Raw genomic sequence first — 21,686 nt, forward strand, 5'->3', positions numbered from 1 at the left:
CACGATGAGGCACTCCGCGCTCTTCCTGGTCCCGCTCCTTCTCCTGCCGCTCGCGCACTGCAGCTCGGAGACGGCCGACTCGCCGAAGGCGGCGCCGGCCGCCGACGGCGGCGACGAAGACGTGGCCGAGAACGACGACGGCGGGCCGAGGCTCGATCCGCTCCCGAGCGGCGCGAAGGTCGACGTCCTCTTCGTCGTCGACAACTCCGCGTCGATGGGCGACAAGCAGGACCTCATGGCCGCGTCGCTGACGCGCGTGTTCGCCACGTTCGCGTCGGCCGACGTCCACGTCGGCGTCATCTCGTCGTCGCTCCACGATGGTGGCGACGTGTGCTCGCGCGACAACCCGCGCGCGAACGACCGCGCGCGCCTCCTCAACAAGGACAAGGCGGGCGCCGTCGTCGCCGGCGCGGAGAGCGGCTTCCTCTCGTTCGGGCCCGGCGGCGCGGTCCCCGACGTCGCGACGCTGCAGCAGCGCGCGGCCGAGATCATCCGCGGCGTGGGCGAGACCGGCTGCGGGCTCGAGGCCCAGCTCGAGGCGATGTACCGCTTCGTCGCGCACCCGGAGCCGCCGGCCGAGATCCGCCTCGACGATTTCCGGCAGGCCGAGCCGAGCGGCGTCGACTGGGAGCTCCTCGCGCAGCGGAAGGCGTTCTTCCGCCCCGACTCCGCCGTCGCGATCGTGATGCTGACGGACGAAGAGGACGCCTCGATCGATCCGCTCGCGATCGGCGGCTTCGGCTACGCGTTCTCGGCGCGCTCGTTCCCAGGCTCCAGCGTGAACCGCGGGACGTCGGCGCAGGGCACGACCGCGCCGCGCGGGACGTCGATCTGCGCCACCGACCCGACGAACGAGGCCTGCATCTCCTGCGGCTTCTCGACGACGTGCGACCCGAACCTCCCGGCCTGCCAGGCGATCCGGAACGATGCAAACTGCAAGGAGTCGCCGGTCCAGGCGCAGTCGGGCCCCGGCTTCGACGGCTTCTACGGCCCGACCGACGACGACCTGAACGTCCGCATGCACGACATGAAGCGGCGCTACGGCGTCGAGCCGCGCTACCCGATCGGCCGCTACGTCGCGGCGCTCTCGGGCCGCAAGCTGCCCGACCTCGCGGCCGAGCACCCGATCATCACGGCCGCCGGCAGCGGGCAGCGCGTCATCGGCGAGTACGTCCAGGCGGAGACCTGCTCCAACCCGCTCTTCAGCACGGACCTCCCGCAGAAGGAGGGCGACGAACGGTGCAGCCTCCCGCCGAGCGGCCGCGATCCGAGGAAGGTCGTCTTCGCGCTCATCGGCGGCGTCCCGTCGACGCTCCTCGGCGCGGCGCCGGACTGGACTAAGATCCTGGGCCGCGATCCGGGCCGCTACGACACGACCGGGATCGACCCGCACATGCTGCTCTCCGTCACGCCGCGCGCGCCGCTGAGCGGAGCGGACGCGCCGAAGGGCGACAACGGCGCCGACCCGATCCACGGCCGCGAGTGGACCACGGGGAAGAAGGACTTGCAGTATGCATGCACCTTCGCGCTGCCGGCGCCGTTCGAGTGCGTCGGCTTCGAGCGCGCCTGCGACTGCGACGCGGAGAGCACGGCGAACCCGCCGCTCTGCAGCGGGACGACGCAGGTCCGCGCGAAGGCGTACCCCACCGCGCGCGAGCTCTGGCTCGCGAAGGAGCTCGGCGGCCAGGCGGTCGTCGGATCGCTCTGCGACCTCGGCACGACCGGCTCGTACACCGCGTTCTTCGACGACGTGGCGCGCAAGCTCGGCGGCGCCTTCTCGCAATAGACGCGGCGCTCCCGGCGTCGGGCGCGCTACTCCTTCGCGACGGCGGTGCTGCGCAGGGTCGCGGCGCGGAGGCGGTCGTGCATCAGGTCGATGCGGGTGTCGAGGAGCTGGAGGCGGCTCATGACCTCGTCGAGGTTGTCGCTGTTCGCGTCTTCGATCCGGCCCGTGAGGGCGTCGAGCTCGTCCTCGATCTCGCGCGCCTCCGCGCTCGCGCGCTCGCGGCCGCGCGCGTCGGGGAGCTCCACGATCATCGCGCGGTTCTTCGTCATCTGCGCGCGCGCCTCGCCGACGAGCCGGCGCACGACCTTCGGCGTCTCCGGGTTCTCGTCCTGCGAGGGCGCGACCACGAGCGGGTTCTCGCTCGGCGGGTCCGGCGCGATCGGCGGCGGTACGGCGTCGTAGCAAGCGGTCCCGAGCGCGGCGAGGGCGATGGATAGGACGAGAAGGTGACGCATCGTTCGCTGGATCAACGCGCGACCAGATTCCACCTTACAGCGCGCCGGTGTATGTGCGGGCCATGTCTCCCGCGCTCCCGAAGCAGGCACGTGTGGTCGTCATCGGCGGCGGAATCATTGGCTGTTCCGTCGCGTACCACCTCGCCCACATGGGTTGCAAAGACGTCGTGCTGCTCGAGCGCGATCGCCTCACCTCGGGCACGACGTGGCACGCCGCGGGCCTGATGGTGACCTTCGGCTCGCTCTCCGAGACCCAGACGGAGATGCGGAAGTACACGCAGAAGCTCTACGCGCGGCTCGAGGCCGAGACCGGGCTCGCGACCGGCTTCGCCCCCGTCGGCTTCATCGAAGCGGCCGCGGACGAGGACCGCCTCATCGAGTACCGCCGCGTCGCCGCGTTCAACCGCTACTGCGGGGTCGACGTGCACGAGATCTCGCCGCGCGAGATCAAGGAGCTCTTCCCGCTCGCGAAGGTCGACGACCTCAAGGCCGGCTTCTACGTGAAGGAGGACGGCAAGGCGAACCCCGTCGACGTGACGATGTCCCTCGCGAAGGGCGCGCGCATGAAGGGCGCGACGATCCTGGAGGGCGTCGCGGTGACCGGCGTGACCACGAAGCGCGGCCTCTTCGGAGAGGAGGTGACCGGCGTCGACACGACCGCGGGCCACGTCGACTGCGAGGTCGTCGTCAACTGCGCCGGGATGTGGGCGCGGCAGCTCGGGGCGAAGAACGGCGTCACGATCCCGCTCCAGTCGGCGGAGCACTACTACCTCATCACCGATCGCATCCCCGGCATCGGCGACTGGCCCGTCCTCGAAGACCCCGCCGCGCACGGCTACTTCCGCGAGGAGGTCGGCGGCCTCATGGTCGGTCTCTTCGAGCCGATCTGCGCGCCGTGGAAGGTCGAAGGCGTGCCGGAGGACTTCTCCTTCGGAGAGCTCGCCCCCGACTGGGATCGCATGGGCCCCTACGTCGAGCGCGCGATGAGCCGCGTGCCCGCAACGATGGAGGTCGGCATCCGCAAGTTCTTCTGCGGCCCCGAGAGCTTCACGCCCGACCTCAGCCCGTGCGTCGGCGAGGTGCCCGAGATCAAGAATTACTTCGTCGCGGCCGGCCTCAACTCGATCGGCATCCTCACCGGCGGCGGCCTCGGCCGCGTCCTCGCGCACTGGATCCTGAACGGCCGCCCCGACGTCGACGTCACCGGCTTCGACGTCGCGCGCCTCCAGCCGTACCAGACCACGCCCGAGTATCGCCGCACGCGCACGGTCGAGTCGCTCGGCATGGTCTACCTCTGTCACTACCCGACGCGATCGATGCAGACTGCACGCGACGCGAAGCGGTCCGCGCTCCACGACCGGCTCGCCGGAGAGGGCGCCTACTTCCGCGACGTGAGCGGCTGGGAGGGCGCGGACTGGTACGCGGGCGAGGGCGGCGCGCCGAACCCGGGGCCGCTCACGTGGGGCCGCCCGGCGTGGTTCGATCGCTGGAAGAGCGAGCACGACGCGGCGCGAAACGGCGTCATCGTGATGGACATGTCCTTCATGTCGAAGTTCGCGGTCCGCGGCCGCGACGCCGGCAAGGTGCTCGACTGGCTCTCCGGCGGCGCGGTCGACGGCGCGCCGGGACGTGTAACCTACACGCAATGGCTCGACGAGGCGGGGAAGCTGCAGGCCGACCTCACCGTGACGAAGCTCGGCGACGGCGACTACTTCGTCGTCGCGTCGGACACGGTCCATCGCCACGTCGATTGGTGGATGAACCGGCACATCGGCGACAAACACTGCTTCGTCGCCGATCAGACCTCGGCCTTCGCGCAGATCAACGTGCAGGGTCCGCGCTCGCGCGAGCTCCTGCAGGCGATCACGCAGCACGACATGTCGAACGAGGCGTTCGCGTTCCGCGACGCGAAGAAGATCGAGATCGGCTTCGCGCGCGTCCTCTGTCTCCGCATCACGTACCTCGGCGAGCTCGGCTACGAGCTCTACGTCCCGACCGAGCAGGCGGTCCACGTCTACGACCGCATCGTGGCGGTGGGCAAGGCGCTCGGTCTCCGCCACGCGGGCCTCAAGGCGCTCGCGAGCCTCCGGATGGAGAAGGGCTACCGCGACTACGGTCACGACATCGACAACACCGACTCCGTGCTCGAGGCCGGCCTCGGCTTCGCGGTCGACCTCGAGAAGCCGGGCGGATTCCTCGGCAAGGAGGCCGTCCTCGCGAAGAAGGCGGAGGGCCCGCTGAAGCGCCGCATGGTGCAGGTGCTGCTCACCGATCCGGAGCCGCTCATGTTCCACGGCGAGCTCGTGCACCGGAGCGGCAAGCCCGTCGGCTACGTGCGCGCAGCGTCGTACGGCCACACCCTCGGCGGCGCAGTCGCCCTCGCGATGATCGAGGCCGACGACCCCATCACTCAAAAATGGCTCGACGCCGGCACCTGGGAGGTCGACGTCGCCGGCAAAAAGCACCCCGCCCGCGCATCCATCCGCCCGCTCTTCGATCCGAGCAACGAGAAAATCAAAGCCTGAGACGCGCCGCTCCCAGCCCGATCGGCCGCTCGAGCCGGCGCCCGAAAGGCCCTCTGGCGACCCTCTCGGGTGGTCAGTGGGCGGCGCATGCATGCGGTCCGGAGGGAGCAGCCCGGCCCCTCTCGGGGGGTCTGGGGGCGGCGGAGCGCGCGCGCAACGCGTGCGAAGCGACCCCCAGCGGGAGAGCTCGAGAGGGCAGAGCCCTCTCGAACTAGAACACCGCGCGCATGCGCGTGAAGTCGAGGCGTACGTTGCCGACCTTCGTCTCGGTCTTGGGCTGACCGACGAAGAGGCCGACGACGCCGACCGCGACGCCGACGCCGGCGACGATGAAGCCGATCGTCGAGATCGTCGCCTTCGTCTTCGCGCTGTCGAGGTCGGGCTCGACGTCGCGCCCGCAGCGGGTGCCCTGACAGCGGTCCGCGATGTCGCTCTCGTCGCCGATCGCCATCAGGCCCGTCACGGTGCCGACCGCGAGGCCCGCCGCGCCGACGCCGAAGCCGATCCACGACAGCGTCGGGATCGCGAGCTTCTTCTCCGCCGTCGTCGCCGGCGGCGCGGCGGCGACGTGGTTCTTCTCGATCCGGAGCTCGACGTCCTTCGTCTGGCCTGCGGCGACGGTGATCTCCTCGCGCGCTTCGCCGTCGTCGGTGCGGCCGACGACGACGTGTTTGCCCGGGTTCACGCGCGCGGGCGCGTCGAGCGAGGCGAGGGGCGCGTCGTCGATCGTCACCGTGGCCGCCTTGCCCTCGCTCTTCACCGCGATCTTGAGCTGCGGGATCTGCCTGTCGAGCTCCTTCGCGAGCGCCTCCGCCTTCGCGCGGGCCTCGGTGAAGGGCGCGGGATCGGTCGGGCTCGCGGGGAGCTTCGCGATCGCGTCGACGGTGGCGCGCGCCTCGACGAGCTGCCCGAGCATCTGCTGCGTGCGCGCGACCTCGTAGCCCGTCGTCGGCACGTGCATGATCGCGTCGGCCTGCTTGAAGCTGTCGAGCGCGCCGGCGAGATCGTTCCTGTCGCGGCGGTCGCGCCCCTCCGCCATGAGGTCGCGCGCGTGCTCCTTCTCCTGCGCGGTCGGCTCCGCGCTCGCGACGGAGGAACAGAGCGAGATGCCTGCGGCGACGAGCGCCGCGACCACGTGCTTAGAAACCGTCATCGATCCTCGGCTTCTTCTTGCCCGAGCCGGTCGGCGCCGTCACGGGTCGAACGATCGTCGGCGCCGCGACCGCGGGCTTCGCCGACGGCTCGGGCTCATCCTCGGGCTTCGGAGGCTCGGGGCTCGGCGATGCCGATGCCGATGCCGATGCCGATGGCGGCGGTGATGACGGCAGCGATGCCGACGGCGGCGATGCCGGCGGCGCGAGCGTGGCGGTCGAAGCGGGCGGCAGCGGCGTCTCGAACTGCGGCTCGAACTCGCGCGTCGTGCGACTGCGGACGCCGAGGCCGACGACGACCGCGAGCACCGTCGACGCCACCGACACGCCGCCGATCGCGAGCCACGGCACGGCGCGCGCGGGGCGCGTGTTGACCGACGCGCTGATCGACGCGAGCCCGAGCGAGCCGCCGGGGTGCGTGTTGTCGGCGCCCGTCTCGAGCGCCTCCGGCGACGGCAGCGGCTCGGTCGAGCCCGGCGGGACCACGTTCGCGAACGTCTGCGCGGGATGGCTCAACGGCGGCGCCGCCACGAAGGACGGAGAGCTCGCCGCCCGGAGCCGCGGGTCCGACGGCGGCGCGCCCGCGAGGATCGGCGTCGACGACGGGTACGCCGGGAACGCCTGCGGCGTCGGCGGACCGATGCGCGGCTCGCTCGGCGGCGGCATGCGGCCCATCGGCGGCGTGAGCGGCGTGCTCGTCGGGCTGAAGCGCGGCAGATCGTTCGGATCGATCCGCTGCGTCGACGCGGCGGCGCCCGAGCCCTGCGCCATCGTCGCGGCGGCCGCGCGCTGCTCCGCGGCCTGGAGCGCGCCCGCGATCGCCTGGCGCCGCCGCTCGGCGAGGTCGCCGAGGTGCTGCTGCACGAACGCCCCCACCTCCTCGATCGACGCGGCGAGGCCGGTCTTCTCGATCGCCTGGCGCATCTCGAGCGCGGTCTGGAAGCGCTGGGCCTGGTTGTGCGTGAGCGCGCGGCGGACGACGTCGGCGACCGGCGTGGGGACCGTGATCGGGAGCGGCGTCGGCGGGCGCCCGCGCTGGAGGAGGTTCAGGAGCGCGAGCTGGTTGTCGGCCTCGAAGGGCGGTCGCCCCGCGACGAGGTGATAGACGACCGCGCCGACGGCCCACACGTCGGCGCGGCGATCGACGTTCCTCCCGAGCGCTTGCTCGGGCGCCATGTACTGGACCTTGCCTTTGACGTAGCCGGTGTGGGTCTCCTCCGTGAGGCGGCCCGCGGCCTTCGCGACGCCGAAGTCGATCAGCTTCGACACGCCTTCGGTCGTGATGAGCACGTTCTGGGGCGAGACGTCACGATGCACGACGCCGAGCGGCCGCCCGTCGACGCCCTTCAGCTCGTGCGCGGCGTGGAGGCCCGAGCAGACGTCGGCCATGATGCGGAGCGCGACGCCGATCGGGAAGGGGAGCTGCTTCTTGACGAGCACCTTGCGGAGGCGCGTGAGCGCGTCGCCGTCGACGTACTCCATCACGAGGTAGAGGATGCCCTCCTCCTCGTTCTCGCCGAGGTCGTGGATGTGCGCGACGTTCGCGTGATCGATGCGCGACGCGATCCGCGCCTCGTCGAGGAACATCGTCTGGAACGCCTCGTCCGACGCGAACTTCGGGAGGATGGTCTTGATCGCGACGAGCTTCTCGAACCCGTGCTTGCGAAGGAGGCGCGCGACCCAGACGCTCGCCATCCCTCCTTCGCCGATGGGCCACAAGAGCTCGTAGCCGTCGAGGCGGTGCCCCGGCGCGAGCGGCTGTTCCTTCGCCGAGGCCATCGCCCTGATCTTCGCGCCATTTCGGGCGCATTTCCAGCTCGCGTCTTCATCGTGCGCCCGGACTGACCGCGACGAGCGCCGCGACGACGTCGACGAGCGCGGCGAGCTTCTTGCCCGCGCGGCCCGGGACGAGGGCGCCGCCGACGAGGACCGCGCCGTCGACGCCGGTCGGGAACGAGCGGAGCGAGTGGACGTTGCCTTGCGTGACCTCGCGCGTGACCTGGCGCAGGTCGACGGGGCCCGGCGGGAGGAAGCCGCCGTCGTTCGTGAAGAGCGACGTCTCCCATTTCCCCCACGAGCACACGACGTCGGTGTCGCGCACGAACGCGCGCCACCGCGCGTGGAGCTCGGCGTGGGTGCCGCCGGTCGCGAGGAGCGCCTCGTCGAGGCCGGTGTGCTTCGGCGTCCCCGGCGACAGCGCGCGCGTCGGCTTCACGAGGAACGACATCGTCTCGCCGGTCGAAGGGCGATGCGCCGCCCAGTGGATCAGCTCGTCGGCGAGGCGCGGGTCCTTCGCGCGATCGGCGTACGCCCACGAGCTCGCCTCGCCGACCGCGATGACGATGTCCTCGTAGCGTCCGTCGAACGCGCGCGGCACGCGCCGGCGTCGCTCGCGCGCGCGGAACTTCGCGTGGCGCACGCGCGCGCCGCGGATGCGCTCCTGGCACTCGATCTGGTAGTCGATCATCGCGCGGAAGGGCGCGAGGAGCGCGGTGAAGCGCGCGGGGTCCTCCTCCAGCGCCGAGAGCGTGTGCACGAGCGCCTCGATCGTCGAGACCGACTCGAGGTCGGGCTCCTTGCGGATGCGGTACTCGCTCGGGTTCGGGGGAACGAACGCGTAGCGCGGCAGCGCGGCGAGGACCGGGTTCGTCTTCACGACCTTGCGCGTCTGCGACCACGTCCCGTCGACGACGACGAGCGTGACCGGCCCCGGCGGCGGGTGCTTCACGATGTCGATCGCGTCCTCGCCCGGATAGAGCAGGATCGGCGGGCGCTCCGGATCGGAGAGGGCGCGCGCGAGCGAGGCGGAGCGGCTCCAGTCGACGCCGACGTGGAGCTCGGAGCCCTCGAGGCAGAGGCTCGCCATCCGCGCGGTCCCTATCTTCACGTCGCGTTCGCGCGGATGCTGGAGGATGACGAGGCGCGTCCGCGTCTTCAGCGGCACGACGTGCGCGCAGTAGCAGGCCGGCCGCGGCCGCGCGCAGCGCGCGCAGGTGTCGCGGCCGGAGTGGCTCCGGTTCCGCGCTCGGTTCTCTTCCACACGGCTCAACGAAGTCGTGGCACGTTAGCACGGACATGCCGGAGCTCCCCGAGGTCGAGCACACCCGTAGGAACCTCGTCCGCTGGATGAAGGGCGCGCGCATCGCGGAGGTGACCGCGACCGACGCGCGGATCGCCAAGCCGTCGCCGCGCGCGTTCGTGAAGGCGCTGACCGGTCGCGTCGTCACCGCGATCGATCGCAAGGGCAAGTGGCTGCGCCTCCTCCTCGACGACGGCACGCGCGTCTTCGGCCACCTCGGCATGACGGGATGGTTCGAGCAAGCCGGGCCCGAGCCGCTCCGCTTCGAGCGGGTCGGGTTCGTCCTCGCGAAGAAGAAGAAGCGCGTCGCCTACGTCGACTCGCGGCGCTGGGGTCGCCTCGAGATCGCGCGCGCCGACGTCGCGGGGTGGACCGCGCTCGGCCCCGATCCGCTCGCCGACGGGATCGACCGCGCCCTCCTCGCGACGAAGCTCGCGCGGCGCAAGAAGACCTCGGTCAAGGAGGCGCTGATGGACCAGAAGGTCCTCGCCGGCGTCGGGAACATCCAGGCGATCGAGGCGCTCTGGAAGGCGAAGATCGATCCCCGCTCGCGCGCCGGCGCGATGACGGCGAAGGACGTCGCCGCGATCGCGGAGGCGCTGAAATGGACGATCGCGCGCACGCTCGCCGACCTCGCGAAGGGCGACGCGGGCGCGGAGAACCCGTTCGTGATCTACGGGCGGAAGGGCACCCCGTGCCGCCGCTGCAAGACGCTGCTCGTCCGCGCCGACCTCGGCGGGCGCACCACGACGTGGTGTCCCGGGTGTCAGGCGCTCAAGCGCTAGAGCGGATGCGCGAGCTGCGCCGCACCGACGTCGGCGGGTCGCGATCGACGAGCGTGTCGCGGCCGAGCGCGGTGGTGTCGGGCTCCGTCGGCGCGAGGCCGCGGAGGCGCGGCGACTTCGGGATCGGCGCGCCGCTCGCGGAGATGGCGGGGACGTCGGCGCACGCGGCGCGGAACGTCGACGCGAGCTCCTGCGGCGTCGAGAAGCGATCGGCCGGGTTCTTCGCGCACGCCTTCGCGAACCACGCGTCGATCGCCGGCGTGAGCGCGGGGTTGCGCGTCGACGGCACCGGCGGCGGCGCGACGCAGACCTGCTTCATGATGTCGGCGAGCGAGTCGCCGTCGAACGGGAGCGAGCCGGTGAGCGCGGTGAACGCGGTCGCGGCGAGCGCCCAGAGATCGAGCGCGACGTTCGGCGGCGCCTGCGCGCGCAGGTGCTCGGGGGACATGTAGCTCGGGGTGCCGGAGATGAGCCCGCCGTCGGTCGTCTCGAGCGTCTTCGGCTTCGCGAGCCCGAAGTCGACGAGCTTCGCGAGGCCGTGCGGGCGATCGGCGGCCTCCATCAGGATGATGTTCTCCGGCTTCACGTCGCGATGGATGATGAGCCGGTTGTGCGCCTCGACGAGCGCCTTCGCGGTCTGGTCGACGATCTCGGCGACCTCGATCGGCGCGAGCGGCCCGCAGCGATCGATGCGGTCGCCGAGCGACTCGCCGGCGAGGTACTCCATCACGAGGTAGGGGACGCCGTCGGCGGTGATGCCGTGATCGTAGATGTGGACGATGTGCTCGTTGCGGAGCTGCGCGGCGGCGCGGGCCTCGCGCTCGAAGCTCGCGTAGTCGGGCTCCTCGGCGAGCCCCGGCTTCATGAACTTGATCGCGACGTTGATCCCGAGCGCGAGGTGTGAGCCGAGCCAGATGCTCGCCATCCCGCCCTCCGCGATCTTCTTCTCTATGCGGTACTTGCCGCCGAGGATCGACGCGCTCGGCGGCGCTCGACCGGTGAGGCTGTTGCGCTTCACGCCCTGGCGCGCGGCGATCGACTTGCGGAACGCGACCGCCTTCGTGAGGCGCAGCTGCAGCTCGCGCGAGTTGAACGGCTTCGTGAGGAAGTCGTCGGCGCCTGCCTCGAGCGCTTCGACGAGGTCCTCCTTGTCCATGCGCCCGGTGAGCATGAGGATGTAGACCTCTTCGCCGTGCTCCGCCGCCCGCAGGAGCCGCACGACCTCGATCCCCTTCAGGCCCGGCATGTCCCAGTCGATGATGACGACGCGCGGAGAGTCCCAGCGCTTGAGCACGCGCCACGCGGCGGCGCCGTCTTCGGCGGTCGTCACTTCGTAACCCCAGCTCTTCAAGCAACGCTCGAGGACGTTGCGGATGCCTTGGTCATCGTCGGCGGCGAGCACGCGCATATGGAAATAGTACGCCGAGAAGCCTCGTATCCCAATGAGTATCTCGACTCACAATCGCCGTTTCACCCGGATTCGCTGCGAATCGGGACGACATCTGCCGACAGAGCTCCACGGCGGCGGGCACGCCGACTGCGACGGCGTCGTCCATGCCGCGGCGCCCGCTGGGTCGCACCGGCTAGCGGCGAAGGCCGACGCCCATCGAGTGCTTGCACTATGCAATGAACCTCCCGACCTCGGTCGTCATCACCGGCTGCGACGAGCAACACCCGGAGTGCGTGACGCGGATCGTCTGCGAGCCGGCGAAAGCGCGGGAATTAGCGCGGGTTGCGCAAAATGACGCAGGGCGTTGCTCGTCCAATTTCAGATGCTACACAGCGCCCTGTAGCCATGAATGCCACCTTTGCTTACCTCGGTCGCGCCCTCGTCCTCTCCACCGTCGCCGCGCTCGCCGGCTGCTCCACCGGGAGCGACGCCGAGGACGACGTGGTCGTCGAGAACAGCGAGGCGGCGGTCGTCTCCTGCGGCGCCGCGAAGTACAACGAGGCGCTCGCGCACTACAAGAACGCGGTCGCGTGGTCGAAGGACCGCCTCGCGCGCGGGGTCTGCGAGAGCGAGCACGGGTACCAGTGGAGCATCGCCGACGAAGCGTCGCGCGCGGTCATGACCTGCGGCGCGTTCCGCGAGACGATCAAGTCGAGCCCCTGGGCGCCGGCGCTCCGCACCGTCCTCGCCGACTCGCTCACGCTGCGCTCCCTCACCGGCGAGCTCCTCGTGATCAAGGACTCGCAGTGGCAGAACTGGACCGGCACCGAGGCGCTCCTCGCGCGCGGCGTGAAGTTCTGGGCGCAGTCGAACGGCGCGGTCGGCTCGCGCTCGCAGCTGATCCTCGGCGCGAACGGGAAGGGCACCTTCCAGTACGTCGACACCGAGTCGAACGACTGGCGCCGCCGCACCGAGCCGGCGACCTTCACCGTCGAGAAGCCGAACGGCGAGAAGGGCAAGCGCCGCATCGTCGTGAAGCACGGCAACCTCACCGAGGCGTTCCTCCTCTCGGTCGAGCCCGGCTGGCAGTACGACGACGCCCCGATCTTCACGCTGACCCCGGAGCGCCCGCTCGGCCTCATCGACTCGGCGGAGAAGATGTACAGCCTCGTCAGCGAGTGCGACGCGTGAGGTAGATGCCGATGAGGCGCGCGCTCTGCGCCTCGTCGCTCCGCCCGAAGCCGGAATTCTGAAGTCGGGTTGCCAGGGTAAGGTGAGCTGCTACACCAGAGTGACTGTAGCCATGAAACTCACCTTGTCGCACATCGCTTCCGCCCTTTTCCTCTCTACTTTCGCCGTCGCGGGCTGCTCGTCCGAGACGGGGGACGCGAGCGAGCCTGTCGCCGGCGACGAAGCCGCCGTCATCTCGTGCGGCGCGGACAAGTACAACGAGGCGCTCGCGCACTACAAGAACGCCGTCGACTGGTCGAAGGAGCGGCTCGCGAAGGGCGTCTGCGAGAGCGACAACGGCTACCAGTGGGAGATCGCCGACGAGGCGTCGCGCGCGGTCATGACCTGCGGCGCGTTCCGCGAGACGATCAAGTCGAGCCCGTGGGCGCAGCCGATCCGCACCGTCCTCGCCGACTCGCTCACGCTGAAGAGCCTCACCGGCGAGCTCCTCGTCATCAAGGACTCGGAGTGGCAGAACTGGACCGGCGTCGACGCGATGCTCGAGGGCCAGCAGTTCTGGGCGCCGGCGATGGGCGCCTACGGTTCGTGGTCGCAGATCGTCTTCGGCGAGAACGGCAAGGCGACCTACAAGTTCCTCAAGTACCACGACAACACGGGCGACATCACGCCGGAGCAGGAGCCCGCGACGTTCACGATCGAGAAGCCCAACGGCGAGAAGGGCAAGCGCACGATCGTGCTCTCGCACGGCGGCGTGACCGAGCGGTACACGCTCGGCGTCGACGCCGGCTACCGCTACGACGACGCGCCGCTCTTCACGCTCACGCCCGAGGGCGTCGACGTCGAGAACGAGCCGTCGCGGAAGCTCTTCAGCCTCGTCAGCGAGTGCGACGCCTGAGTCGATGATGCGCGCGTGGGTCGTCGCCGCGTCGCTCGTCGCGACGACCGCGTGCGCGGACATCAAAGAGGCGCCGTCCCCGCCGCCGGCGGCCGGCGTCCTCGAGGAGGACGACGGCCCCGCGACGACGTCGGCGCCGGGCGAGAAGGGATCGAGCAAGGAGGTCCCGCGCAAGAGCGCCCCTGCCAGCGACGTCCCGGGCGACGAAGCCGGCTGGACGCCGCTCCTCGTCGATCGCGACACGCTCGGCGCGCGTGCCCCCGGCGCGCCCGATCGCGCGTGGCGCGGCGGCCTCGCGGCGAAGGACGGCCGGCTCTACTGGCTCGAGAACGGCGGCGCGCCCGGCCTCTACACCGCGCCGGCGTCGTGCCGCGCGGCCGGCTGCGTCGAGCGCATCGCCGGCGTCAACGCCGGCGTGTTCGCCGCCTCGCGCGACGTCCTCTACTTCGACGACGTCGCCGCGCGCGAGCTCAAGTCGTACCGCTTCGAGGAGGGCGCCGCGATCACCAGCGTCGCCGGCGTCTCCGCCTCCGGCATCGACGCGGTCGCCGTCGACGGTACGGACGCGATCTGGATCAACGGCTCGGCCCTCAAACGCACGACCGCCGCGGGACGGACGACCGTGCTCGCGAACCTCGCGGTCGCGCCCATCGACGTCGGCGCTACGAACGGCTCCGTCTTCTGGGCGGAGCGCAAGGGCCCCACGTTGAGCTGCTTCCTCGACGGCAACGTCGGCCCGTCGACCTGCGCGAGCTGGAAGGGAGAGCTCGGCGCCGTCCGCGGCTACGCCGGATACATGTATATTGCATCGAGCGGCGGCGTGTACCGTCGCACGACGGAGACGTTGGGGAAGACGGTGGTGGTCGGGACGCGGGGCGCCACCGACTTCGCGTTCGACGCGACGTACGCGTACTGGACCGAGCCCGGCGACGCGCCCGACTTCGCGAACGGCCGCCTCCGTCGCGTCGCGCACGACGGCGACACGGTCGAGGAGATCGCGCGCGGACTGCCTCGTCCGGTCGCGCTCGCGATCGACGGTGGTGACGTCTACGTCGCGTGCGCGGGGACGAAGGCGAAGGACTGGAGCGACGGCGCGATCGTGCGCGTGGCGCGCTGACGGACGTGCTCAGCCGATCCGCTCGACGCGGCCGTCGGCGTGCTTCGCGAACCGCTTTTCCGCGCGCGGGTGCACCGGATCGTCGCTCGCCCACGGCCAGCCGCCGTACTGCGTGCGGCGGTAGTCGGCGATCGCCTGCTGGATCTCCGCCGGCGTGTTCATCACGAACGGCCCGTGCTGCACGACCGGCTGCCCGATCGGGCGGCCCTGGAGCATGAGGACGTCGACGCGCTCGGGGCCCGCCGCGAGGACGATCGGCTCGTCGTTCTTCAGCACCATCGCCGCGTGGGCGGCGACCTCCTGCCCGCCGACGGTCAGCGAGGCGCCGCGGAAGAAGTAGATCGTCCGCGTGACGCGCGGATCCTCCGCCGGCGGCAGCGTCCACGTCGCCCCCGCCTCGAGGACGACCGACCAGATCGCGACGCCGGTGTCCTTCCGCGCAGCCCACGACTTCGGCGGCGGCGCGCCGGGCACGGCGTCGCCGAGCTTGCCCGCGATGACGGTGACCTCGGTCTTCTTTCCGGCCGCGTCCGCGGAGGTGACGCGCGGGATCGTCTCGTTCCAGAGCATCGAGAAGTGCGGCGCGACGAGCTTGTCCTCGGCGGGGAGGTTCAGCCAGATCTGGAACAGCTCGACCGGGTTCGGCTCGTGCTCGGAGAGGAGCGGGAACATCTCGCAGTGCACGATGCCCTCGCCCGCGGTGAGCCACTGCACGTCGCCGGCGCCGAAGCGCGCCGTCGCCCCGAGCGAGTCGGAGTGATCGATGTAGCCGCGCCGCATGATCGTCACCGTCTCGAAGCCACGGTGCGGGTGCTGCGGAAAGCCGGGGACGACCTCGCCGTGGTACATGCGCCAGCCGTCCTTGCCCTCGAAGTCCATCCCGAGGCGGCGGCCGGCGAGGGAGGCCTTCGGCCCGAGCTCGTCGTTCCCTTCGGGATAGGCGTCGTCGTGGTGCACACAGAAGAGGAAGGGGTCGGCCGTCACCCAGGGAAAACCGAGCGGCAGCGTCTCGAGGATGGGGGAGCTCACGGGTCGGACCTTAGCGCGATGTCAGTTGGCGGCGAAGCCGAGCCGCAGTACTAGGCCGCCCATGCAAGCAGCAGCGGAGACCAGGTACGCCGAGCCGACTTCGCTGGGGCTCTTCGGCCTCGCGATTGGATGCGCGTCGCTCCTCCCCGTTGCGTTCGGGATGAAGGAGGCGTTCACGCCGGAGGCGCTCCGCACCACCGCGCTCTTCTGTCTGCTCTTCGGCGGCGGCTGCCAGCTCCTCGCGGGGCTCATGAGCTTCGCGAACAAGAACATGCTCGGCGGCACGCTCCTCACCACGTTCTCGTTCAACTGGGTCATCAACGCGTGGTCGATGAGGGAGCTCGCGGAGGGCCGCGTCCCGAGCAGCACGGTGCTCTTGTCGATCGACTTCTGCTTCATCGTCATCTTCGTCGTGATGACGTACGCGTTCGGCTTCTTCTCGCGGCTGCTCCTCGTGTTCCTCCTCGACATCGACCTCCTCTACGTCTTCCGCATCGCGAAGGAGCTCCTCCACATGCCCGCGCTCGCGACGCCGATCGCGTTCGCGACGGTGGTGCTCATGCTCCTCTCGCTCTACATCGCGTTCGCGCTCGTGCTCGCCAACGCGTCGGGCCGCCAGATCCTGCCGATCGGCGCGCCGCTCTTCGCCGCGACGCCGCCCGCTCAGCCGTCGTCGTCTTCCTGACCCGCGCGCTCGTCGGCCGGGACCCAGCCCTGCTTGCGCAGGAACGAGCGGATCTTCCCGACCCACTCGACCGAGTCCATGTGCGCGAGGAACTGCTCGGTGAGGAGCACCGGCGCGCGATCGTTGTCGAGGACGATGACGATGCGCGCGACGTCGACCTTCGGCGCGATGTTCGTGTTGATGAAGCGCACCCCCGGCACCGCGTTGTCGCCAGGGACGACGCGCTCGACCTCCTTCGTGTCGAGCCGCACGTCGAGGACGTCGTGGAGGCGCGCCTGCACGATGACCTTGCGCGCCGCCTTCTGCGTCACGACGAGCTCGCCGCTGTCGACGGTGAAGAGCACGCCGCCGACCTCGGGCGAGCGGGCCCGGCGCCAGATCGCGGCGGCGGCCGACACGACGACGACGCCCGCGGCCGCCGGCGGATAGCCCAGCCCCGCGATGACGACGGCGACGACGCCGCCGACGAGCCCGAGCTGGAGCGCGGCGCGCGTCGGCGTGACGTCGCGGTTGAGGTCGCCGGAGCGGTAGAGGAGCTCCGCGCGCTCGGGTCGTTCGGTCGCGAGCTCCGAACGGTACGGCGTGCTCAAGGTTTGTGCGCCAGGCGCTTCTTCGATTGATCGGGCAGCTCGACCTCGATCCAGGTCTCGCCCACGCTCGTGACGACGATCTCGCCGAACTTCTTGTGCGTGATGCGCTGGCCGAGCTCGAAGTGCGAGTCCGCGTTGTAGGGCACGGGGCCCTTCGGGAGCGACGCCGGCGCCGGCGCCGCCTTCTCCTCCGGCGGGAGCACGTGCTTCTTCAGCACGTCGGCGATGGCGCGGCGCATCTCCGGGCCGCGGTGGTACTCGGACATGAGCGCGATGCGCGCGAGGAGCTCCTCCTCCACGCTCTGGATCGCCTCGAAGAGGCCGGACGCGTCGTCGTTGCCGGCCGTCCACGCGACGTGACGCGCCGCCTGCGGGACGCGGTGCCCGTCGCCGAAGGTGTCGTTGCGCGCGGCGGTGCACTCCTTCGCCGCCGCCTTCACCGCCTTCAAGTTGTCGGCGGTCGGGCCGGCGAGCCACGCCTCCGTCGCCTCGAGCGCGACCTGCGGGCGCTTGTCGTCCTTCCGGCGATCGGCCCACTCCTCGAGGATGAGCGACCGCACCATGTCGATGAGGGCGCGCATCATCGTCTCGCGCGGCACCTCCTCGAGCGCGGACTGCCACTCCGTCGCGGGCAGTCCCTTCACGGGGTCACCGCGGAGAGCGAGGAGACGATCGAACTTTGCAGCGAGCGCGGCGCGATCCACGTGCCGAAGGTATCACGCTCACGCGGACTTGCGACGGGACTTCAGGACCTGGAAATACCGGTGTGCAATCCCGCTGTTCGCTGCGGCACGGGCGACGTTGTGGTTCGCGCGCCGGAGCGCCCGGTCGACGTAGCGCCGCTCGAACTCGGCGATGACCTCCTCGCGCGCGCGGGTGAAGGGCAGCTCGCACTCGAGCACGCGGCTCAGCGCGTCCACGTCCACGCTCGGGCGATGGCCGCTCGTGACGATCTCGTGGACGTCGGAGGCGAGCGGCTCGTTCCCGTGGCGGACGCGATCGTAGACCGCGATGCGGAGCTCGCGGACGTTGCCCGGCCAGCGGTGCTCCTCCCAGCGCGCGACGAAGTCGTCGGGGAGCGCGCCGGCCCCGCCGAGGTCGGTCCAGAACATCCGCGCGAGCGCGGCGACGTCGCCCTCGCGCTCGCGGAGCGGCGGCAGCACCACGCGCTCGCCGAGCTCGGCCGGGAGCGTCTTGCCTCCGTCTTCCGAGCCGCGGGTCGCGACGATGACGCGGGCGCCGGCGGCGTTCGCGAGGACGTGGAGCGCCGCGCGGTCGAGGAGCGCGCCCTCCTCGACGTAGAGCGTGCCGCCGTGCGCGGCGAGGAGGCGCGCCGTCAGCGGGACCGTGTCGTGGCGCGACGCGACCACGAACGGGCCGTCCTTCGCGGGCCCGTGCGCGTGCAGCTCCTCGGCGAGGAGGCGCTTGCCCGCGCCGCGCTCGCCCTCGATCACGAGGAGGCCGCGGCGCTCGGCGAGGATCGGGAAAAGGGGGAAAATCGCGAGCATCTCCGGGCTCTCCCCGCGGACGCGCCCGAACGACCGCAGCTCCGAGCGCTCGAGCGACGTGCCGTCGGCGCGGCGCACCGCGATCGCGGTCGTCCCGAAGCGCACGACCTCGCCGCCGGAGAGGTAGGCCTCGTGCGCGAGCACGCCGTTCACGCGCGTGGTCCGCTCCGGCGAGAGGTCGACGAGGCAGAGGCGGCCCTCGCGGAGCTCGATCGAGCAGTGCCGCGGCGCGGCGGCCTCGTCGGAGAGACGGAGGGCGCAGAGCGGGCTGCTCCCGACGAAGAAGGTGCCGCGCGCGGGATCGATCGCGTGCACCGCGCCGGCGTCCGGGCCCTCGACGACGCGGAGCTCGAAGGCGGGGGGATTCGCCGTGGCGGGGCGGATCCGGCGAACGATGCGAACGGTGCCTTCCGAGGTCCAGTCGGTCATGAAACCACGGCATTGCACGGATGATGCCGTGTAATTTTCCGCCGCTAGTGTACGTCGATCCGCGGAATTCCCGTGGATTTCACCCAGGTGTGGGGGACGAGGAGGCCATGATCGCGCCGATCCTCTCGAGGATCGAATCGATCCCCTCGTAAGCTCGCGGGGGCCCATGGACGAGATGCGGAAGCTGGAACGGGCGCTCGAGGACGGCACGCTCACGCCCGGCGCCGCGCTCGATCCGCTCGTCCGTGCGGCGCACGAGGCGATGTCGTTCGCGTTGCGCAGCGCGGCCGCGCGCGTCCTCGGCTCCATCGCCGGCCGCGCGTACGACGCGACGTGGGAGGTGGCGGAGCGGGCCGCGTTCGCGCTCTTGGAGGTCGCGCGGGACGCGGACGCGCCGGCCGAGCGCGTCGTCCTCCTCCACGCGATCGGCCGCGGTTTCCGCAACGCGTGGCTCATGCCCTACGTCCACTCGCGCCTCTTCGACGAGGACGGCGCGGTGGTGGAGGCGGCGATCTCGGCCGCGGGCGGCCTCGCGTTTCCGGCGCTCGAGGAGACGATCGCGTCGACGTTCCTGAACGACGAGGCCGCGCCGCCGCTCCGGCGCGCGGCGATCGCGGCGCTGGGCCGGATGGGCGCCGACAGCGCCGCCGCCCTGCTCGCGGAGCGCGTCGACGTCACGAAGGACGCGATCGAGTGCGCCGCCGCGCTCACCGCGCTCACGGAGATCCGCTCGGACGCGGCGCGCGATCGGACCCACGTGCTCCTCGAGCGCGAGCTCCCGCGCGACGTCCTCCTCGCCGCGGTGCGTTACCTCGCCGAGATCGGGGACGAGGCTGCGCTGATCGCGATCCGGTCGCTGTCTCGGAACGGAGACGCCGCGCTGCGGCTCGCCGCCAACCAGGCCGGCCGCGCGCTCGACGCCGAGCAGAAGCGCGATCCCGACGAGCGCATCCTCGCCGCGCTCACGGAGCGGGACCGCGCGGTGCGGGCGATCCTCGCGCGCCGCCTCCGCACGCTGCCCGCCGCCGACGTCCTCGCCCGCGCCGAGGTCCTCCTCTCCGACGATCCGCGCGGCGTCATCCAGGTCATCGCGGAGGTCCGCCGGCCCGAGGTCACGCGTTTCCTCGTCGCGATCGCGGCCGACGAGAGCGCCGACGTGCTCGTGCGCTCGCGCGCGGCGGGCTCGATCGAGGCGGACGAGCCGTGGGAGCGCGACGCGCTCGTCGACCTCGTGCGCACGGTGAAGGAGGCGCCGGTGCGGGTCGCGGCGGCGCAGACGCTCGGCGCGTTCGCGCCGCCGGGCTTCGTGCTCGATCGCCTCTCGTCGCTCGCCGACGACCCCGCGCCGAGCGTGCGCGGCGCGCTCTTGTGGGCGCTGCAGCTCGCCGCGCGGCCGCGGGAGCTCGTGGGGAAGGAGCGCGCGCGGGCGGAGGCGGTGCTGCGACGCGCGCTCACCGACGACGACCCGAACGTCCGCCGCCGCGCCGCGTACGTGGGCGGCAACCTCGACGCGGCCGCGCTCGTGCCGGACCTCGTCGAGCTCGCGCGGCGCGAGACCGAGCGGGTGGAGCTGCGCATCGCCGCGTTCTCCGCGCTCGGCGACATCGGCGCGTCCTCCCGCGTCGCCGACCTCGTGCATCTCTGGAACAAGGAGGACGATCCGCGCGCGCTGTGGGCCGCGTCGCGCGCGCTCGAGCGCGCCCTCGTCGTCGTCGAGACGGGCGAGGACGGCGCGCCGCCGTCAATGCCGTCGTCGATGCAGCCGCGCTCGGCGCCGCCGTCGATCGCGCGCGTGAACGAGCGGCTCACGAAGCTCCTCGGCGCGGTCGATCCGCGCGTGCGCGCCGCGGCGGTGCGGGTGGCGGGCCTCGCTCCCGGCGTCCTGCCGGCCGCGCAGATCGTCGGGCTCGCGCAGGACGAGTCGCCGCGCGTCCGCGAGAAGGCGATCGCCGCGCTCGGCCGCGCGCTCGGGGCGGAGGCGGAGGACGTGCTCGCCCTCGCGCTCTCGGACGCGGAGCCCGCGGTGCGGGAGCGCGCGGCGGAGGCGCTCGTCGCGATCGACTCCGCGGCGGCGTTCGCGCGCGTCGTCGTGCTCGTCGCGACGATGCCGGATCGCGCCGTCGCGCTCCGGCTCGCGCGTCTCCTCCGCGCGCGCTCGGACGAGGAGGCGATCGCGGCGCTCTCCGGCGCCGTCGCGCGCGTCGGCCCCGACGATCCGATCTACGAGCACCTCCTCGCGCTCAAGCTCGCCGCGATCGAGACGGGCCGTCCGCTCGCGCCGGCGAGCGCGCGGCCGGTCGACCAGGCGATCGGCGAGCACTTCCCGGCGTGGGCCCGGCTCCGCGACGTGCGCGGCTTCGCCCCGCTCGCGAAGAGCCTCCGCACTGCGGAGATGCTCTACGCGGCGCGCGCGCACGGCGCCGGCGCGGACGCCGATCAGTCGGCCGCGATCGTGCTCTGGATGAAGTGCCTCGAGGGCTACATGCACGCGTGGCTCGCGCCGCGGCTGCGCTCGCTGCACGAGCGCCCGGCGTCGGTCTGGGAGCTCGCCGATCGCCTCCTCGGCGGCGGGTGGAACACGTACCAGCGCTGGCTCGGCGAGCGCTGGCAAGACCCGGTGAAGGTCGGCGCGATCGAGGTCGAGGTCCCGCTCCGATCGTCGGTGAACGCGCTCCGCGATCTGCAGGAGCGCCGCGCGCGCCCGCTCGACTCGCCGCTCAGCGTGACGGAGTGGTCGCGCCTGATGCTCTTCTTGGCGGTCGAGCACGCATCCGGCCCGAAGAACCTCCTCGGCGTGAAGTCCCGCGATCCCGACCGCGTCGCGCGCCTCGCGCATAGGCTCCAGGTCCTCGCCCAGATCCGCAACGTCGTCACCCACCGCTCCACCGCCGACACCCCCACCCTCGACGCCTTCCGCGGCCGCTACTACACCGCCTTCGAGGAACTGACGGGCCTCGCGTAGCCAAGGCCAGCCAAGGCCACGTTCCTCCCGCGGTACTAGGCTTCGCACTCGGAGATGTACGCGTTGAACGTGTCGGACTCCGCGTCGCCGATCGGGGAGAGCTCGAAGT

17 protein-coding genes are annotated in these 21,686 nt (G+C 71.6%); 8 read left to right on the forward strand and 9 right to left on the reverse strand.

The window, feature by feature from the left end:
• Positions 1 to 4 precede the first annotated feature (4 nt).
• Complete coding sequence (locus KF837_04095; protein MBX3226464.1) at positions 5 to 1,786, forward strand: hypothetical protein; 1,782 nt, start codon at positions 5 to 7, stop codon at positions 1,784 to 1,786.
• A 26-nt stretch (positions 1,787 to 1,812) separates the two neighbouring features.
• Here the strand turns inward: KF837_04095 and KF837_04100 are convergent, their stop codons facing one another.
• Positions 1,813 to 2,241: a hypothetical protein gene (locus KF837_04100; protein ID MBX3226465.1), complete on the reverse strand. Its 429-nt coding sequence runs from the start codon at positions 2,239 to 2,241 to the stop codon at positions 1,813 to 1,815.
• A 62-nt stretch (positions 2,242 to 2,303) separates the two neighbouring features.
• Here KF837_04100 and KF837_04105 point away from each other — a divergent pair, with 62 nt between their 5' ends.
• Positions 2,304 to 4,766, forward strand: coding sequence for a GcvT family protein (locus tag KF837_04105; protein ID MBX3226466.1), 2,463 nt, complete (start codon positions 2,304 to 2,306; stop codon positions 4,764 to 4,766).
• 211 nt (positions 4,767 to 4,977) lie between these two features.
• Here the strand turns inward: KF837_04105 and KF837_04110 are convergent, their stop codons facing one another.
• The 3 genes from KF837_04110 to KF837_04120 are packed head-to-tail and all read right to left on the reverse strand — an operon-like array spanning position 4,978 to position 8,966.
• Positions 4,978 to 5,919: a hypothetical protein gene (locus KF837_04110; GenBank protein MBX3226467.1), complete on the reverse strand. Its 942-nt coding sequence runs from the start codon at positions 5,917 to 5,919 to the stop codon at positions 4,978 to 4,980.
• Positions 5,906 to 7,696 (reverse strand): protein kinase, encoded by a 1,791-nt coding sequence (locus KF837_04115; GenBank protein MBX3226468.1) that lies wholly within the window; start codon positions 7,694 to 7,696, stop codon positions 5,906 to 5,908. Before KF837_04115 ends, KF837_04110 begins: the two co-directional genes overlap by 14 nt.
• Positions 7,697 to 7,742: 46 nt before the next feature.
• Positions 7,743 to 8,966, reverse strand: coding sequence for a DTW domain-containing protein (locus tag KF837_04120; protein ID MBX3226469.1), 1,224 nt, complete (start codon positions 8,964 to 8,966; stop codon positions 7,743 to 7,745).
• Between the two features lie 26 nt (positions 8,967 to 8,992).
• Between KF837_04120 and KF837_04125 the strand changes: the two genes are divergently transcribed.
• The gene (locus KF837_04125; protein MBX3226470.1) at positions 8,993 to 9,781 is read left to right on the forward strand and encodes a hypothetical protein; all 789 of its coding nucleotides are present in this window, start codon (positions 8,993 to 8,995) and stop codon (positions 9,779 to 9,781) included.
• Here KF837_04125 and KF837_04130 read toward each other — a convergent pair.
• Positions 9,771 to 11,189, reverse strand: coding sequence for a response regulator (locus KF837_04130; GenBank protein MBX3226471.1), 1,419 nt, complete (start codon positions 11,187 to 11,189; stop codon positions 9,771 to 9,773). The two genes, KF837_04125 and KF837_04130, sit on opposite strands and share 11 nt — an antisense overlap.
• A gap of 387 nt (positions 11,190 to 11,576) precedes the next feature.
• Between KF837_04130 and KF837_04135 the strand changes: the two genes are divergently transcribed.
• The 3 genes from KF837_04135 (at position 11,577) to KF837_04145 (ending at position 14,374) form a co-directional block, all read left to right on the forward strand.
• The gene (locus tag KF837_04135; GenBank protein MBX3226472.1) at positions 11,577 to 12,362 is read left to right on the forward strand and encodes a hypothetical protein; all 786 of its coding nucleotides are present in this window, start codon (positions 11,577 to 11,579) and stop codon (positions 12,360 to 12,362) included.
• Between the two features lie 112 nt (positions 12,363 to 12,474).
• Positions 12,475 to 13,257, forward strand: a complete 783-nt coding sequence (locus tag KF837_04140) for a hypothetical protein (GenBank protein ID MBX3226473.1) — start codon at positions 12,475 to 12,477, stop codon at positions 13,255 to 13,257.
• 4 nt (positions 13,258 to 13,261) lie between these two features.
• Complete coding sequence (locus KF837_04145; GenBank protein MBX3226474.1) at positions 13,262 to 14,374, forward strand: hypothetical protein; 1,113 nt, start codon at positions 13,262 to 13,264, stop codon at positions 14,372 to 14,374.
• 9 nt (positions 14,375 to 14,383) lie between these two features.
• Here KF837_04145 and KF837_04150 read toward each other — a convergent pair whose 3' ends face one another.
• On the reverse strand, positions 14,384 to 15,403 hold the full coding sequence (locus KF837_04150; protein MBX3226475.1) for a pirin family protein: 1,020 nt from the start codon (positions 15,401 to 15,403) through the stop codon (positions 14,384 to 14,386).
• A gap of 61 nt (positions 15,404 to 15,464) precedes the next feature.
• On the opposite strand from KF837_04150, the gene KF837_04155 reads away from it, so the two are divergent.
• On the forward strand, positions 15,465 to 16,088 hold the full coding sequence (locus KF837_04155; protein ID MBX3226476.1) for a hypothetical protein: 624 nt from the start codon (positions 15,465 to 15,467) through the stop codon (positions 16,086 to 16,088).
• Here KF837_04155 and KF837_04160 read toward each other — a convergent pair.
• The 3 genes from KF837_04160 to KF837_04170 are packed head-to-tail and all read right to left on the reverse strand — an operon-like array spanning position 16,067 to position 18,615.
• Complete coding sequence (locus tag KF837_04160; protein MBX3226477.1) at positions 16,067 to 16,678, reverse strand: hypothetical protein; 612 nt, start codon at positions 16,676 to 16,678, stop codon at positions 16,067 to 16,069. The two genes, KF837_04155 and KF837_04160, sit on opposite strands and share 22 nt — an antisense overlap.
• On the reverse strand, positions 16,675 to 17,382 hold the full coding sequence (locus tag KF837_04165) for a hypothetical protein (protein MBX3226478.1): 708 nt from the start codon (positions 17,380 to 17,382) through the stop codon (positions 16,675 to 16,677). Before KF837_04165 ends, KF837_04160 begins: the two co-directional genes overlap by 4 nt.
• Before the next feature lie 18 nt (positions 17,383 to 17,400).
• Complete coding sequence (locus KF837_04170) at positions 17,401 to 18,615, reverse strand: FHA domain-containing protein (GenBank protein MBX3226479.1); 1,215 nt, start codon at positions 18,613 to 18,615, stop codon at positions 17,401 to 17,403.
• A gap of 166 nt (positions 18,616 to 18,781) precedes the next feature.
• On the opposite strand from KF837_04170, the gene KF837_04175 reads away from it, so the two are divergent.
• Positions 18,782 to 21,577, forward strand: coding sequence for a HEAT repeat domain-containing protein (locus tag KF837_04175; protein ID MBX3226480.1), 2,796 nt, complete (start codon positions 18,782 to 18,784; stop codon positions 21,575 to 21,577).
• The last annotated feature ends 109 nt before the right edge of the window (positions 21,578 to 21,686 follow it).

This window comes from Labilithrix sp. (assembly GCA_019637155.1).
Classification (GTDB): Bacteria; Myxococcota_A; Polyangia; order Polyangiales; family Polyangiaceae; genus Labilithrix.